This is a genomic window from Streptococcus sp. NLN64 (assembly GCF_015831295.1).
GTDB lineage: Bacteria > Bacillota > Bacilli > Lactobacillales > Streptococcaceae > Streptococcus.
In genome coordinates this window covers 1-15,802 of sequence record NZ_JADXDQ010000005.1, presented here as the reverse complement: position 1 = coordinate 15,802, position 15,802 = coordinate 1, and the positions used below count along the sequence as shown (strand labels likewise).

The 15,802-nt window shown below is 40.2% G+C and carries 13 protein-coding genes and 2 tRNA genes; 12 read left to right on the top strand and 3 right to left on the bottom strand.

Features of this window, described 5'->3' with window-relative positions; genetic code table 11:
- Positions 1–26 precede the first annotated feature (26 nt).
- From I2503_RS01540 to I2503_RS01530, 3 genes are all read left to right on the top strand, one after another.
- Positions 27–407, top strand: a complete 381-nt coding sequence (locus I2503_RS01540) for a PH domain-containing protein (protein WP_196092130.1) — start codon at positions 27–29, stop codon at positions 405–407.
- Between the two features lie 4 nt (positions 408–411).
- Entirely contained in the window at positions 412–813 is a 402-nt protein-coding gene (locus I2503_RS09550) for a hypothetical protein (RefSeq protein ID WP_247644658.1), read from the top strand.
- A 431-nt stretch (positions 814–1,244) separates the two neighbouring features.
- Positions 1,245–2,135 (top strand): SPFH domain-containing protein, encoded by an 891-nt coding sequence (locus tag I2503_RS01530; protein ID WP_196966795.1) that lies wholly within the window; start codon positions 1,245–1,247, stop codon positions 2,133–2,135.
- A gap of 215 nt (positions 2,136–2,350) precedes the next feature.
- Here I2503_RS01530 and I2503_RS01525 read toward each other — a convergent pair whose 3' ends face one another.
- The gene (locus I2503_RS01525) at positions 2,351–2,932 is read right to left on the bottom strand and encodes a xanthine phosphoribosyltransferase (protein ID WP_196092001.1); all 582 of its coding nucleotides are present in this window, start codon (positions 2,930–2,932) and stop codon (positions 2,351–2,353) included.
- 194 nt (positions 2,933–3,126) lie between these two features.
- On the opposite strand from I2503_RS01525, the gene I2503_RS01520 reads away from it, so the two are divergent.
- On the top strand, positions 3,127–4,434 hold the full coding sequence (locus I2503_RS01520) for a nucleobase:cation symporter-2 family protein (protein WP_196966794.1): 1,308 nt from the start codon (positions 3,127–3,129) through the stop codon (positions 4,432–4,434).
- Positions 4,435–4,469: 35 nt separating this feature from the next.
- Here the strand turns inward: I2503_RS01520 and I2503_RS01515 are convergent, their stop codons facing one another.
- Positions 4,470–5,927 (bottom strand): alpha-amylase, encoded by a 1,458-nt coding sequence (locus I2503_RS01515; RefSeq protein WP_196966793.1) that lies wholly within the window; start codon positions 5,925–5,927, stop codon positions 4,470–4,472.
- Between the two features lie 114 nt (positions 5,928–6,041).
- On the opposite strand from I2503_RS01515, the gene I2503_RS01510 reads away from it, so the two are divergent.
- From I2503_RS01510 to I2503_RS01490, 5 genes are all read left to right on the top strand, one after another.
- Positions 6,042–6,272 (top strand): DUF2969 domain-containing protein, encoded by a 231-nt coding sequence (locus I2503_RS01510; RefSeq protein WP_196091984.1) that lies wholly within the window; start codon positions 6,042–6,044, stop codon positions 6,270–6,272.
- A 49-nt stretch (positions 6,273–6,321) separates the two neighbouring features.
- Positions 6,322–6,402 (top strand) — tRNA-Tyr (locus I2503_RS01505).
- A gap of 10 nt (positions 6,403–6,412) precedes the next feature.
- Positions 6,413–6,484 (top strand) — tRNA-Gln (locus I2503_RS01500).
- A gap of 152 nt (positions 6,485–6,636) precedes the next feature.
- On the top strand, positions 6,637–7,836 hold the full coding sequence (gene rpsA, locus I2503_RS01495) for a 30S ribosomal protein S1 (protein ID WP_196091985.1): 1,200 nt from the start codon (positions 6,637–6,639) through the stop codon (positions 7,834–7,836).
- Between the two features lie 440 nt (positions 7,837–8,276).
- Entirely contained in the window at positions 8,277–9,041 is a 765-nt protein-coding gene (locus I2503_RS01490; protein ID WP_196966792.1) for a LytTR family transcriptional regulator DNA-binding domain-containing protein, read from the top strand.
- A gap of 34 nt (positions 9,042–9,075) precedes the next feature.
- On the opposite strand, the gene I2503_RS01485 is transcribed toward I2503_RS01490, so the two are convergent.
- Positions 9,076–11,271, bottom strand: coding sequence for an LTA synthase family protein (locus I2503_RS01485; RefSeq protein ID WP_196966791.1), 2,196 nt, complete (start codon positions 11,269–11,271; stop codon positions 9,076–9,078).
- Between the two features lie 406 nt (positions 11,272–11,677).
- Here I2503_RS01485 and I2503_RS01480 point away from each other — a divergent pair, with 406 nt between their 5' ends.
- The 3 genes from I2503_RS01480 (at position 11,678) to I2503_RS01470 (ending at position 14,104) form a co-directional block, all read left to right on the top strand.
- On the top strand, positions 11,678–12,841 hold the full coding sequence (locus tag I2503_RS01480; protein WP_196966790.1) for a class I SAM-dependent rRNA methyltransferase: 1,164 nt from the start codon (positions 11,678–11,680) through the stop codon (positions 12,839–12,841).
- Entirely contained in the window at positions 12,838–13,539 is a 702-nt protein-coding gene (locus I2503_RS01475; RefSeq protein WP_196091989.1) for a type I 3-dehydroquinate dehydratase, read from the top strand. Before I2503_RS01480 ends, I2503_RS01475 begins: the two co-directional genes overlap by 4 nt.
- A 226-nt stretch (positions 13,540–13,765) precedes the next feature.
- A complete protein-coding gene (locus I2503_RS01470; RefSeq protein WP_196966789.1) occupies positions 13,766–14,104 on the top strand; it encodes a YlbF/YmcA family competence regulator in 339 nt (112 codons plus the stop codon).
- Positions 14,105–15,802 lie beyond the last annotated feature (1,698 nt).

The window sequence follows — 15,802 nt, the reverse complement described above, 5'->3', positions numbered from 1 at the left end:
GATAAAAAATGTAAAGGAGATTGAAAATGGGACTATTATCTGGCCTACTGGGAAATGCGAGTCAAAAAGATAGGCAGAAAGTTAAAGAGGATTTGGCGATGATTTTGCTGGACCAAGAAGAGGTGGAGATGGCCTTCTCATTGGTTCGTGACCTGATAGTCTTTACAGAGCACCGCTTGATTCTGGTAGACAAACAGGGGATGACAGGGAAAAAGGTTTCTTATAAATCGATTCCTTATGGTTCCATTTCTCGATTTACGGTAGAAACCAGTGGGCATTTTGATTTGGATGCGGAATTGAAAATTTGGATTTCATCTGCTGTGGAACCAGCGGAAATTCTCCAATTCAAGAGTGACGACAGCGTGGTTCAAATTCAAAAAGCACTAGCTGCAGCTGTGCTTCTTTAGAAGGATGCTCGAAAATACTGCTTTTAGTGCCTTTCTAGAACGTTTTCCAGAAGATGTCCAGTTAATTTTAAGGGAGATGATTCCAAGCTACCAACAAGGATATCTCGATTATGTTTACCAGACAGATAAGCCTGAGATTCAAGCGCGCCGCATCAAAAATTTGGTGAAAAATTTCCGGATGATGGACTATACTTTTGTGATGTCACTTCCGCAAGAACTGGCCTTGGAGATTGTTAGTGACTGGCAATACCCTCCAGGTTTTACTGAGTTATTGGATCCAAGTCAGTTCGAATTACTAGATGCTGAGGCGAGTGAGGGGAGAGAATTTGGGGTCATCTGGAATGGTCGGTCACTTGGGCATTTTCGACTAGATCAGACCGACAAAAGTGTATGCTTCTCTACTTAGCCCTAAAGCCAAAATCTATTGGTCAGGGGCTGGGCCCCTCGGTTTTATCAGATCATCGAGGACCTCTTGGTAAAAAAGGAAAGATAAGGCAAATGACTGTCATGTCTCGAATTAGATACCATCAAGTATTTTTTCAAAATCAAGGTTTCGAAAAAACATCTGATAGGAATCCACGCTTGGTAAAATCACTATAGAGTTAGGGAAAAGAGTTGGGTCGCAACTCTTTTTATCATTTATTTAGTAAGGTAGGTGAGCCGCTTTTTCATTGGTTTGATTTTACGAACGTGTTATAATTGAAAACATACAGATAAATTCTTCATGCTACAATACGGAGAGGATTTCGAATTGGTAGAGTATGAAAATTCGCAAACTATCACTGGAATAAACTTGACTGTGGTGGTATGGCTGTCTAAAGAAAAGGAGAAGTAACGATGGTGTTTGGGATTATTCTTTTTGGACTTTTGCTCTTAGTGGTCTGTCTCTTAGTCATAAGCTCCCTCTATGTTGTACGTCAGCAATCAGTAGCTATTATTGAGCGTTTTGGCCGCTATCAAAAAACCGCATCTAGCGGTATTCATGTACGACTCCCCTTGGGTATTGACCGCCTGGTTGCTCGGATTGAGCTTCGACTCTTGCAGAGCGAAATCGTAGTTGAAACAAAAACCAAGGACAATGTTTTTGTCACTTTGAATATTGCGACCCAATACCGTGTAAACGAATCCAATGTTACGGATGCATACTACAAACTGATTAAACCAGTGAGTCAGATCAAGTCCTATATTGAGGATGCGCTTCGTTCTTCAGTACCTAAGTTAACTTTGGACGAATTATTTGAGAAAAAAGATGAAATCGCCTTGGAAGTTCAAAATCAAGTTGCAGAAGAAATGTCTACTTATGGTTACGTGATTGTCAAAACTTTGATTACCAAGGTTGAACCAGATGCTGAAGTGAAGCAATCTATGAACGACATCAATGCTGCGCAACGCAAACGGGTTGCCGCCCAGGAATTGGCTGAAGCTGATAAGATTAAAATTGTAACCGCAGCGGAAGCTGAAGCTGAAAAAGATCGTTTACACGGGGTTGGGATTGCCCAGCAACGGAAAGCCATTGTGGACGGACTAGCAGAATCAATTCGAGAGTTGAAGGAAGCTGAAATCAGTCTTAGCGAGGAGCAGATTATGTCTATTCTCTTGACCAACCAATACTTGGATACCCTAAATAATTTTGGTATGTATGGTAATAGTAGTATCTTCCTACCGGGCCAACCAGATGGGGTGGAGGATATCCGCACTCAACTTCTCTCAGCTATTAAAGCCAAATAATGCTTAGCTAATTTCAAAATCAGAATACTCGCGGAATTTCAAATAAATGACGAGGACAGCTGATGATGATCGTTCAACAGGTCTGGGAGACCTGTTGAATATTATCCATTAAGCGTGCAAGGCACGCAATCAGTCAGTTCATCAAAAAGGCTTGACAAAGACATATTTTGAAATCCAATGACTATAAACAAAAATGCACCAATTTGGTGCATTTTTTATAGGTCGGCGTCAGTGAAAACAACCTGACCGTTTTCAAATTTTTCAATACGAGCGAGGGAGCTTACAGGGATTCCCATATCTTGAATGAGTTGCCGTCCATCTTGGAAGGATTTTTCAATGACAATTCCAACGCCTTCTACCGTAGCTCCTGCCTGTTGAATGATTTCAATCAAGCCTTTGGCGGCTTGGCCATTGGCTAGGAAATCATCTACAATCAGCACGCGATCATCTTGGTTCAAGAACTTGCTGGCAATGGAGACAGTTGAAGTAACCTGTTTGGTAAAGGAATAAACTTCAGCCGTTAGGATGCCCTCAGTCATAGTAATATTTTTATGTTTTTTAGCGAAAATCATAGGCACATCAAGGCTCTCAGCCACATAAGCAGCTGGTGCAATGCCCGATGCTTCAATGGTCACAACTTTGGTGATTCCCTTATCACGGTATCCGTCAGCCAAGACCTTCCCCATCTCCTTCATCAACTTATAGTCAACTTGGTGGGTTAGAAAGGAATCAACCTTGAGAATATTTTCGCCAAGTACATTCCCATCTTTAAGAATACGTTCTTCTAATAATTTCATCATTTCCTCCAACTATTTATGAAATCTATTATAGCACGTTTTTGAGAAGAAAAAAAGAAAGAAATGGAGAGAGAAATGAAGGTTTTGTAGATAAAAGCGAACGTTATAGCATACATGTTTATAAAACGTATTGATTTTGAGTGTATTTTTTGATAAACTGAGACTATTCTTTTTTTAAAACAGAAGGAGGAGCCATGTCTCAGAACATCAAAAAAGAATCATCGGAAACCATGCTCTACAGTGTTGAGGATACACCACCGAAAGGATTGGCCATCCTGTTAGCCCTGCAGCATATTTTAGCTGCTTTTGCAGGTATTATTGCGGTTCCCTTGGTTGTATCTTCAGCCCTTGGACTTCCGGTTGATCAAACCTCAGCACTCGTTTCGGCAGCTATTTTTGTAGCAGGATTGGCTACGATTTTACAATCCAAAGGATTGGGACCCATCGGGGCGCGTGTTTCCGGTATGATGGGAACAGACTTTACCTTTGCAAATCCAGCCATTAGTGTTGGAAGCCAATTTGGCTTAGCAGGTGTCGTTGGTGCGACCATTGCAGGATCGTTCGTTGAAATTATCCTTAGTCGCTTTATTAAACCCCTTATGCGTTTTTTCCCACCTTTAATTACGGGAACGGTCGTAACGTTGATTGGAATTACCCTGTTACCAGTCAGCATGGACTGGGCTGCGGGTGGTGCAGGAGCTAGTGATTATGCTTCTGTTGAAAATGTCAGCATTGCATTCGTTGTCATGCTCTTTACACTTTTCTTGAACCACTATGGAAAAGGGATGATGAAAACTGCATCTGTCTTTTTCGGAATGGTGTTCGGATATGTCCTCTGCATTTTCCTTGGGAAGGTAGATTTGTCCGCAGTGAATGAAGCCGCTTGGATTGCTCTTCCCAATGTTTTTGGCTTTGGTGTTCGTTTTGAATTATCAGCCATTTTAGCCTTTATCCCAGCCTATGTGGTATCTTTGATTGGTACAGTTGGAATCATGATGGCAATCGGTGAAGCTTCTGGTCAAAAAATGACTTCTGAAAGAGCTGCTAATGGAGTTTTGGCTGACGGAGTTGGCTCACTCTTAGCGGGTGTTTTTGGGGCGGGACCCAATACAGCCTTTTCTCAGAATGTCGGTCTGATTACTCTTACCAAGGTTGCTAGTCGTCAAGTCATGGTACTGGCAGGAATTTTGTTAGCAATTCTCGGAGTTTTTCCAAAGGTTTCAGCTCTAATCTCCATTATGCCGCAACCGGTTCTAGGTGGTGTAGGAGTCATCATGTTTGGTTTAGTGGCAGCACAAGGGGTTAAAACACTTGCGACTGTTAAAATGGGAGATCGTGAACTCCTGATTATCTCACTTGCCTTTGCCTTGGGAATTGGGGTAACCGTTCGACCAGACTTGCTTAGCAATTTGCCTCTAGCTCTTCAAATGATTTTCTCTTCAGGAATCTCTACCGGAACAATTGTAGCCTTAATCTTGAATCAAGTCTTAAAAGAACAATAAACAAATGAGGTCGGATTTTGTCCGACCTCATTTGTTTATTGTTGAAGGGTCCAGGCAGAGATGCTGCGACCTAAAACAGGGAAGGTTGCCCAACCGTCTTCTTGAACAGTGACGGTATCTGGGTGATGTTCTAATTGATCCGCAAATACATGGCCTTGCCACTGGGTTCCAACGTACATGGAAATAGCTGAGTCATCTTTATTGCTGATGACAACTGCTAGAGGACTGCGATCCAATTCATCAGGAATTCGTGTCCAACCGATGGTGTTGGCATTTGCAAAGTAGTCTTTCTCTTCTCCGAAGGCTAAATACTTCCGGAGGAGCAGGAGTTTATCCAAGACTTCTTGGAAGCTTGCTTGGGCATGGTAGCCTTGGACACCATAGTAATCACCATAAAAGACACAGGGCTTCCCATTTTTACGGAGTAAAATCATTCCGTAGGCCAGTGGCTTAAACCAGTCAGCAACTACAGATTCTAAGGCCTGCCCTTTTTGTGTATCATGATTTTCGACAAAGGTTACCGCTGAATCAGGGTGATTCTTAACCAAAGAACCGTCAAATATAGTAGTTAAGTCAAAGTCAGCCCCTTTTTCGCCGGCTTCATGAAAATTATAGTGAAGTCTGACATCCACCAAATCAAAGCGATGGTCCGTATCTTCAAGATAATTGGTGTTGGTCTCTTCATCGGGGTTCCAGAATTCTCCAAACACATAGAAATCTTCAGAGAAATTTTCTTTGATGTCCCGAATAAAGTTTTTCATAAAGAAAGAATCGATATGTTTAATCGCATCGAGGCGGAAACCGGAGATGCCGGTAGTTGGGATAAACCAATTGGCCCAGTCATATAGGTTTTGAACGACTTCTGGATGCTTGAAATCTAAATCAGCATACATGAGATAGTCGTAGTTCCCATTTTCATTGTCTACCAGACTATCATCAGACCAACCTTTGTTGTCACCCACTATTTGATAGATTCCGTTTTGATTGCGCTTGGCATCAAAATCGGTACCAGTGAAGTGGTACCAATGCCACTGGAAGTCATTGTAACGACCTTGACGCCCAGGGAAGTAGAAGTGTGTCCACCCCTTAATGCGGAACGGGTCTGTTAATTCCTTGGTACGGTCTTCTGGATCAACTTCAACGACTTCAAAAGATTCTAGCCCATCAGCAGCAGCTTTGTGATTGAGGACTACATCTGCGATGGTTGCAATGCCATGATCCTTTAGAATACGGATGGCTTGGACATATTCATCCTTCGTTCCATATTTGGTTCGAACCGTACCTTTTTGATCAAATTCTCCTAAATCGAAGAGATCATAGATTCCATATCCAACATCATTTGAATTGGTAGCCTTAAACGCTGGTGGCATCCAAACTTGTGTAATTCCAAGTTCTGCTAGATGAGGGGCATCACCAGCTAAACGGTTCCAGTGTTGGCCATCATTCGGTAGATACCACTCAAAGTACTGCATAAGTGTTTCATTCTTTTCCATACCCCTATCCTAAAACTCGGAATACTTTTTGTCAAATTTTTACCGGTAACTAAGAAACACATTTGATTTTTTTTTAAGAATTGTGTAAAATTTAAAAAAGATTGTGAGGAAAAAATGAGTCGCAAAGAGAAAAAAATTGAAGTACAGTTAACCGATCAGCAAGTAAAGATTGGCAAAGATAGCTATGAAGGTTATCAATTAATGATTGGAAAACAGGTTGTAGGTGAGATTGCCGAACTAGATCAGCAATTCGCGCTGGTTTCGAATGGAAATGTACAGGAATTTCATAAAACTTTGGAACAAGCAATTGAAAAATTAATCGAAAGCTACAATTTATCCAAATAAATGTCTTGCATTCTGAAGATAATGTGATATAATAATTCTTGTTGATGTCGGAGAGATAGCGAAGAGGCTAAACGCGGCGGACTGTAAATCCGCTCCTTCGGGTTCGGGGGTTCGAATCCCTCTCTCTCCATTCTCATTATTGGGGTATCGCCAAGCGGTAAGGCAAGGGACTTTGACTCCCTCATGCGTTGGTTCGAATCCAGCTACCCCAGTTCTTAGGTTACTTATTGGATAGAGGACGCTAAAATATCCTTTGGGTATTTTATTTCTTTATATCCAGGCGACGGTTGAAGCGATGCGGTGCTTAGGAAGAAATTTTATAAGTATATCAAGTCTAGAACTTGATTGTTGGAGGATTTTTTAGATGAACGAATTTGAAGATTTGCTAAACAGCGTTAGCCAAGTTGAGCCAGGTGATGTTGTTACTGCTGAAGTATTGACTGTAGATGCTGGACAAGCTAACGTAGCAATCTCTGGTACTGGTGTAGAAGGTGTCTTGACTCTTCGTGAATTGACTAACGATCGTGACGCTGACATTCACGAATTGGTTAAACCAGGTGAAACACTTGAGTTGCTTGTGCTTCGTCAAGTTGTAGGTAAAGACACTGATACTGTTACCTACCTTGTATCTAAAAAACGTCTTGAAGCACGCAAAGCTTGGGATAAATTGGTTGGACGTGAAGAAGAAGTTGTTACTGTTAAAGGAACTCGCGCTGTTAAAGGCGGTTTGGCAGTAGAATTTGAAGGACTTCGTGGATTCATCCCTGCATCTATGCTTGACACACGCTTTGTTCGCAACACTGAGCGTTTCGTAGGTCAAGAATTTGATGCGAAAATTAAAGAAGTGGATCCAAAAGAAAACCGCTTCATTCTTTCACGTCGTGAAGTTGTAGAAGCTGAGTCTGCAGCAGCACGTGCTGAAGTATTCGGTAAATTGAATGTTGGTGACATCGTAACTGGTAAAGTTGCACGTATCACTAGCTTCGGTGCCTTCATCGATCTTGGTGGTGTAGACGGATTGGTTCACTTGACTGAATTGTCACATGAGCGTAACGTTTCACCTAAATCTGTTGTAACAGTTGGTGAAGAAATTGACGTTAAAGTTTTGGACTTGAACGAAGAAGAAGGTCGCGTATCCCTTTCTCTTAAAGCTACTGTTCCTGGACCATGGGATGGCGTAGAACAAAAATTGGCTAAAGGTGATGTGATCGAAGGAACAGTTAAACGTTTGACTGACTTTGGTGCCTTTGTAGAAGTACTTCCTGGTATTGATGGCTTGGTTCACATCTCACAAATTTCACACAAACGTGTTGAAAATCCAAAAGATGCGCTTCAAGTAGGTCAAGTTGTAAACGTTAAAGTTCTTGATGTGAACGCTGCAGATGAGCGTGTATCTCTTTCTATCAAAGCTCTTGAAGAGCGTCCAGCACAAGCTGAAGGACAAGAAGAGAAACGTGCTTCACGTCCACGTCGTCCACGTCGTCAAGAAAAACGTGACTTCGAATTGCCAGAAACACAAACTGGTTTCTCAATGGCTGACTTGTTCGGTGATATTGAACTTTAATCAAACAAATGAGGCAGGGTGTAATCCCTGTCTTTTTTTCGGATTTATGAATGGAATCTAGTTTATTTCTTTTTCAAAAATAACTGTTTTACTCTTTTAGTCTAAGGCATATAAGATAGTGGATTGATAGGCCTTAAACTTATTTTATTGTTTTATCCATTTTTTGAATTCTTTTAAATATTGCTGGTTTTGATAGTGCTCCAGATCATTGACACTCAGGATTATGAATATTTGCAGAGATTTAAGCTAATAATCAAATCACAATATAGTCGTTTAGGACGTTTTGACGACAGTTCGTTTTCTTTTTTTTCTTTTTAGAACAAAATAACAACCTTTCAGGACAAATACAATTTCTCAAAGATTTTCCATGCTAAGCTATAGGAGATTCTTTTTTGTTTCTACGAATTAGTAAGTAAAGAGAGAAAGAACAGGAAGCTTCAATGAATATCTACGTATATGAAGAGCGATTGCTGTCTCATTTTTGGTGGGAAGATACACTGATGCAAATTTTATTTTCTTGTGGGATCGAAGTGAAGGAAATAGACATTCGTTCAAGCTTTACTCAAATGCTTGAAAAGTGGGAAATTCGTGGCACACATCAGGTTTTCATATTGGTTCTTTATGGGGACGTTAATCGTCAACGTTTTTTTGAATTAGCGTGTCAGATTCGCAAAAAGGATCCTTTGGCAAGCTTGATTATTGTGTCGGATACACTGGCCTTTATGGAAGAGGTTTATAGAACTCAGATTGGAGTTCTAGATTATATTTTGAAAGATACTCATCCTGTACTTTTTCATCAGCGCTTAGCGAGTTTGTTTCTCCAAATCCACAACACCTTTATCATGGATGGTCCGAGGGAAATGATTTTATTACAGACGGCTCAAGTACAAATTCAAATGCCAATTAAAAGGGTCTTTTTTATAGAAAGGAGCGAAAAAGCTCATTATATCTCTATTATATGTGCAGAGGAAGAGTTGTCTGTTATTGGCAGTTTACAGGATATTAGAGAGGCGACACCTTATCTATTTTCATGTCACCGATCTATACTCGTCAATCCGAAAAATATATTGAGGGTAGATAGGATGTTGCGGATAGCTTATTTTCCAAAAGGCTACTCTTGTCCAATTTCACGAAAAAAGATGAAGCCCCTTTTGGATCGAATTCATCTCCATAAATCTGACAAATTGAGAAATAGGAAGCGTTAAAAGCTACAAAAAAAATCGGTCAATGCTGACCGATTTAAGGTGTTTGGGGATCTCCAGTCTCAGTACTGCTACTTGATGAGCTAGAAGAAGAGTCTTCAGGGAATTGCTCAGGGTGTAGGGCCTTATAAGTCGGAGAATTGAAGAGATCTATTGTACTGGTTTGTCGTTGACTAAAGAGACTTGTCGATTCATCGCCCTTGTCTTTTTCAGTTTTCAGCAATTGATCCAAAGCCTTGTTATAGCTGATTTTGCTTACATCTGGTTTGCCAAGGCGATTTCCATTGTAGAAGCGGAGAAGGTCACCGGTCTGAATCATATCTGAGATTGATAACTGTTTATTGGCCTTTTCTCTAGCTTCGTCGATTGCTTTTTGAGTGGATTCATCCGGAGTGGTGATTTCTTCACCAGTTGCAGTATAGTAGGTCCTACCAGAATAGCTAGTGTACTCGGGTGTTACAAAGTTATTGCTAGAACGGAATGCTACGATTTGCTCGTGCTCCGGTGAAAGAAGATCCTGACCAACCTGTAAGAAGTCGCTTGAATTGATGCCTAGTAAGTGTTCTAAGGTAGGTAACATATCGATTTGACCACCAAATGTGTCGATCACAGAACCTTGTTCCATTCCAGGGACAACGACGATGTAGGGTACCCTCTGGAGCATAGCATTATCATAGGAGGACCAAGTTTCCGGATTTTTATCAATAAGAGGCGCGAGTGATGGGTTCCGAGAATTGGAAATTCCATAGTGATCGCCGTATAGTACAATCACGGAGTTTTCATAGAGTCCAGTTTCTTTGAGATAATCAAAGAAGGATTTGACAGCTGTATCAAGGTAGTTGGCTGTCGCAAAGTATCCGTTGATGGTCTCATCTTTAGTGTCAGCCAAAGGGAAACCTTGTTCATCACCTATGAGGCTGGTTGTGTATGGATAATGATTAGAAACCGTCAAATATTTTGCATAGAAGGGTTGTTGCATATGCTCCAAATATTGAATGGAGTCCTTAAACATAATTTTGTCATTCAATCCATATTGGAAGGAATTCTCATCGGTTGCCTTACTCATATAAGATTGATCAAAGAAATAGTTGTATCCCCACTGCTTATAGGTTGTGTTCCGGTTCCAGAAGCTTCCGATATTTCCGTGGAAGACAGCGGAGGTATACCCACCAGTTTCGGCGAGAATATGCGGTGCTGCTTGCTGGGTATTGGTACCTCCATAGTTAACCATGAAAGAACCTTGGTTCAAACCAAAGAGCCCGGTTTCAATCATGGTTTCAGCATCTGAGGTTTTTCCGGCCTTGACCTGATTAAAAATATTAGAGAATGCAAAGCTCTCATTTGAATGATAAAGGGAATTGATAAATGGGGTAACCTCATATTCTTGACCCTCAGATTCCAATTTGTAATCAATCAAGAATTGTTGAAAGGATTCAAGATGAAGGTAGATCACATTACGTCCTTTGGCAATTCCAAATGTTGCTGGATTTGGAGCGGCATTGTGTTCCTTCATATATTCAAGCACCGGCTCTAAATCTGTTTCAGAAGCCTTAGCCCGTTCCTTATCCGCTTGATAAGTCTGGTTAGCGCTGTAGCCAAAGAATGCAGGCAGTCCTAGAGCGCGGACAACATAGTAGTTGGAGAATCCCCGGCTTAACAACTCTGGCCTATCGACTTCAGCAAAGAAGAGATTGGCTGAGAAGAGCATGGTGGATAAGGAAGTGATAGCAAAACTGGCATTAAAGCTGATTGGCCGCTGGTCGAATGTAATTTTCTTTTTCCAGAAAAGATAAACAAGAAGAGGTATGTCTAGTAAATAAAGAATATCAAATGGTCGAAATAGCTTGACTGCTGCATCGCCTAAACCAGCCGAAACGCTACTGGAGGCCAACATTGTATTCAAGGTAATGAAATCCGAGAACTCTCTATAATAGATGACATTTGAGAAGAGCCAAGCGAATAAAAGAAGGTACATGACCGCTAAGAAGGGGTAGAACACCTTGGTTGGTTTGGCATAGAAGGGCAGTCCAAGTAAGAGGAGCCCTAAAGGTAATGGATTCAAAAAGGCTAAGGCTAATTGGTAAAAACCTTGCATATTTCCCAACTGAATATCCAGGTTAAAACTTAGGAAATAGGCGGCAATACTTTTTAACCAGTAGAGGATGAGCAGGACAAAAACCAAGCCCAATCGACTACTCATTGTTTGTAGAATTGATTGTGTCATTTTTTTCACGGAATAAATCCTTTTTATCTAGCTGTTTTTCTTTAAGAAAGAACAGATTGTATTTTGGGACTGGTCCCAATTTTGTTTCAAGTTTGATTATATCACAAAATAGAGGAGGGGATATAGCGACAAGGAGTCAAACGCTTGTTTTTTAAGGCTTGCTTAAGTTTAACCTAAAATTTTTAAGGGAATTGTGGCATTTTTTAGAAATGCGAACTATTTTCATTTTCAAACCGGCACATTTTAATTCAAACTGGAATTATGATCATTATCCTTGAAAAATGCATCAACTACTCTGGAAAATTGTTTTGAAAAAGGGAAAGTCATTAACAAAGGGATGAAAATTTCGAGCAGACCTGGTGTAAGACTTTGCAATTTTGTCCTATTTTGATAGCTTTTTTGATATAATTGAAGAATGAAACATGTCGTTCTATCAACTCGCTGTCAGCAAGAAATTGCCAGAGGAAGAATTCTATTAAAAGATAAAGATTTCCAAAATAAACCTCAGAATGATGGCTTTGTTCATTTTCAAAATGCTAAAGGGCAATTTGTAGCAGCAGGTTACCTTTCCAAGCAAAACAAAGGACTTGGCTGGGTCTTGTCTTTGGAACCGATTGAATGGTCTGACTCTTTTTTAGTGAATTGCTTTCAATTGGCCCGAGATAAGCGTCAGGCCTATTTCAAAGATCCAGAGACAACCGCCTTTCGACTTTTTAACCAAGAAGGTGATGGTATACCAGGTTTGACTATCGACGTATACGGTGATTTTCTCTTATTTACATGGTATAATTCTTTTATTTATCAGAATCGTGAACAGATCGTCGCGAGCTTTCAGAGAGTGTGTCCAGATTACTTGGGTGCTTATGAGAAGCTTCGTTTTCAAGGGGCTCCTTATGAAACGGGTCATCTTTATGGGCAGTCAGCACCAGATGTTTTTACAATCCTTGAAAATGGCGTGTCTTATCAGGTCTTTTTGAATGACGGCTGGATGACTGGAATTTTCTTGGACCAACACATGGTTCGGAGAGATTTGGTTAAGGGAATGGCTGAGGGCAAGCGCTTGTTAAATCTCTTTTCCTATACGGCTGCTTTTTCAATTGCAGCAATTGCGGGTGGAGCAATAGAGACGGTGTCGGTTGATTTAGCCAAGAGGAGTAGAGAGCTTTCTCAGGCTCATTTTATGGCCAATGGATTTAGCTTGGAAGGTCATTCTCTTATTGTGATGGATACTTTCGAGTATCTGCGGTATGCAGCTCGGAAGGATTTACAGTTTGATATCATCGTGATTGACCCACCTAGTTTTGCCCGGAATAAGAAACAAGTTTTTTCTGTTGCCAAGGACTACCATCGTTTGGTAGCCAAAGCTCTAAAAGTTTTGGCTCCAAAAGGTCAAATGGTGTTAAGTACCAATGCAGCTCAGCTTTCGCTTGAGAAATTCAAGCAAGAGATTGCGGCTGGAATGAGTGGGAAAGCCTATCAAATCGAGAAGGTTTATCGCTTGCCGGAAGATTTTCCGAGTTATGCGCAAGAGACCACTAGCAATTACTTAAAAGTTATAAAGATAAGGGTAGAGGAATGAAGTTAGTTGTACCAATCATGCCAACTAGTTTGGAGGATGTGGAAAACCTAGATCGGGATCGTTTCGACTCGGTAGACATGATCGAGTGGAGAGCGGATTATTTGGCGAATAAGGAGGAGATTTTAGCCTTGGCTCCAGCTATTTTTGAGAAATTTGCTGGCCGCGAAATTGTCTTCACCTTGCGCACGACCCGTCAGGGAGGCCATATTGAATTAAGTGGACCAGATTATGTGGAGATTTTGCGTGAAATTCAGGCATTGTACCAGCCAGAGTACATTGATTTTGAATTTTATGCTTATCGAGAGGAATTTGATAAGGTTTTAGATTTCTCAAATCTGGTTTTAACCTATCATAATTTTGATGAGACTCCTGATAATCTTATGGAAATTTTGTCTGAATTGACAGCCTTGAATCCGCGGATTGTAAAGGTTGCAGTTAAACCGAATCATGAGCAAGATGTTTTGGATTTAATGAACTATACGCGTGGTTTCAAGACTTTGAATCCAGAGCAAGAATATGTTACGATTTCGACCGGAAAGTTAGGAGTCTGGTCTCGCTTGGTTGGAGATTTAACGGGCTCTTCTTGGACCTTTGCGGCCTTGGAAGTGCCGAGCGCTTCAGGTCAACTTTCCCTTCATAAAACCAGAAGTATTTTAGAAGCTGTGCAAAATCCGGATTCTGACCAAACAGATTTCTAAAGGTTTTGCGTGCTGGAATTTGGTATTTTTCTCTTGCTTGGGATTTTGTCTTTGATGTTGGGCTTCTATCATGCGCGTGTCAACATCTCCTCTCTTTTTCCTGAGAAATACCGTCTTTACCAACTGGCCGCTCTTCTTTTTTAGTCATATTGGCTGCTCAATTCTCTTTGCTTAATCAAGCTAAATTTTAGGAAACTTGCTATAATTGAAGTAGAAGGAGAAAACTATGTCGAATATTTATGATGTTGCGAATGAATTAAACCGCCGTTTGCGGGCTTTGCCAGAATATCAAGCTGTTGTGCAGGCTAAGGAGGAGATTGCTAAAAATCCTGAGGCCCAGGCTATTTTTGAGGAGTACATTGCTTTTCAAAATGAGCTCCAACGGATGGCCCAAACTGGTCAAGCACCAGAAGCTGATCTTCAAGGTCGCATGCGTGAATTCTCTGAAAAAATTCAAGGTAATGAGTTGGTGTCTAATTTCTTTGCCAAAGAGCAGCAACTAGGTGTTTACCTTAGCGATTTGGAACGGATTGTTTTTGAGCCAGTTCAAGAATTATTGCAATAAGCCACTTTTTAAAACCGTAAAACTAGTCAAAACTCCCTGCTTCAAATCGTCGAAACAGGGAGTTTTGTTTACGGAGAAAAAAACAATTGAAAATGATTTTGTTCTCTGATTCTCTTGCTATGTATATCGTCGTTCTTTTGGAAACTTTTAGCAATGTTCGATTGTAGTATAGCTTAGTGAAACTGGATGTGATTGTTATTTCCCGCGAGGGTTTAATATTTTGAATCCTGCAGGAATTCTCGATAGCCTCATCAAAATTCTTGGTTTGGCTTTGACCTTGACAATTTGGCCATCCGCTATGATTTGGACGGTTAAATCACGTCCCTTGTGATTTTGATTCTACGTTCACTTTAAGGGTATGAATTTCTGATAAAGGCTAGGCAATAGTCCCTCATGCCTATCTTGATTAGTCTTTTAAAAAAGAGGTCAGAAGGTCTTTTTTTGCTTGTAAATAGGTATTGGAAGGTATATACTGTCTATAAATATACAAGGTTAAAGGAGTGTTGCATATGATTAAAAGCAACAAGCGGGTGATCTTTCTTAGTTTTATCCTATTTTTAATCTGTAGTGCCTCTGTATATTTATTCCATTTAAGTATTTTCAGGGCCTGCTTGATTCTAATTTTGGGAGTTCAAGGTGCTTTAACACATAGGCCCATGAACGGCCAGTTGGCAAAGGGAATAGAGATCCTACTTTTAATGGGAGTTGTCTTCATTCAGTTGTTTGTACTAGAGGTTTTGACTGATGCAAGTTTGTTCGCAGTATTTCTTTTTAGCCTGTCCTTCTTTTGGGTAGTTTGTGTAATCAGATTCCCTACAATCCTTGGATTGGGATTGGGATTCGGATTCCCTCTACTAGAAACGATGAGGGGAATTGGCAGGCCACCCATTAGTTCTAAACTTATTTAAGCTATCCTGTTTCTTTCCTGACTCTATTGCTTTATCCACATTTGAATATGAATCTAGTTGTTGCCATTTCCTTTTCTGCCTGGATAGCCTTACCCTTGATCTTTTCAATCTGGATTTATCCAAGGATCCTAACAAAAAACCCTTAAGACATTTTTAAATATGTTCACCTTAAGTATGACACAGATAGTGTTTTCTTGCGCTTTTTTACTGTGTTATTTTCAAATAAAAACTCAGCCGGTTGAGGCTGAGTTTTTTGAGGCTTATTTGAGACCGTACTGATTACAGGTTGATATGTTGTAGATTCTTAATATTGTTGGTTAGCTTGGAATAATGGTTTTTGATTGATTTATTAATGTCATCAAATACTATTCAATTGAAGAAGTGGCAATCAATTTGACAATCAAAAATATAAGTCTTGTCGGTAAATAAAAGGATAGTCAAATATGTTAAAACACTGCCTACAGTCTGAATCTGTTGGGAGTGTATTTTATTATTCAACTTTTGAGACAGTTAAGTCTCCTCCAGTTGTAGCTACGTTACTTACTTTTACTGTAAAACTCACGCTGCTTGAGGATTTGATTTTGTTTGCTATACTTTCAGAAGCATATAACATAAGGTCATCTTCTTTTCCACTATCTTGATTAAATGCTTTAACATAAATTAATACTCAGTTAAGTTCAAAATCTGAAACCAACCATTGTCTTCGGACAATGGTTTTTAAATCTTCCCAATGTAAACCTCTAATGACTGTTTCTAATTGATCGATGACTGCTTCAAGTGAAGAAAACAC

Coding starts and splice junctions, on each gene's coding strand:
- I2503_RS01540 (WP_196092130.1), top strand. CDS start 27: ATGGGACTATTATCTGGCCTACTGGGAAATGCGAGTCAAAAAGATAGG.
- I2503_RS09550 (WP_247644658.1), top strand. CDS start 412: ATGCTCGAAAATACTGCTTTTAGTGCCTTTCTAGAACGTTTTCCAGAA.
- I2503_RS01530 (WP_196966795.1), top strand. CDS start 1,245: ATGGTGTTTGGGATTATTCTTTTTGGACTTTTGCTCTTAGTGGTCTGT.
- I2503_RS01525 (WP_196092001.1), bottom strand. CDS start 2,932: ATGAAATTATTAGAAGAACGTATTCTTAAAGATGGGAATGTACTTGGC.
- I2503_RS01520 (WP_196966794.1), top strand. CDS start 3,127: ATGTCTCAGAACATCAAAAAAGAATCATCGGAAACCATGCTCTACAGT.
- I2503_RS01515 (WP_196966793.1), bottom strand. CDS start 5,927: ATGGAAAAGAATGAAACACTTATGCAGTACTTTGAGTGGTATCTACCG.
- I2503_RS01510 (WP_196091984.1), top strand. CDS start 6,042: ATGAGTCGCAAAGAGAAAAAAATTGAAGTACAGTTAACCGATCAGCAA.
- rpsA (WP_196091985.1), top strand. CDS start 6,637: ATGAACGAATTTGAAGATTTGCTAAACAGCGTTAGCCAAGTTGAGCCA.
- I2503_RS01490 (WP_196966792.1), top strand. CDS start 8,277: ATGAATATCTACGTATATGAAGAGCGATTGCTGTCTCATTTTTGGTGG.
- I2503_RS01480 (WP_196966790.1), top strand. CDS start 11,678: ATGAAACATGTCGTTCTATCAACTCGCTGTCAGCAAGAAATTGCCAGA.
- I2503_RS01475 (WP_196091989.1), top strand. CDS start 12,838: ATGAAGTTAGTTGTACCAATCATGCCAACTAGTTTGGAGGATGTGGAA.
- I2503_RS01470 (WP_196966789.1), top strand. CDS start 13,766: ATGTCGAATATTTATGATGTTGCGAATGAATTAAACCGCCGTTTGCGG.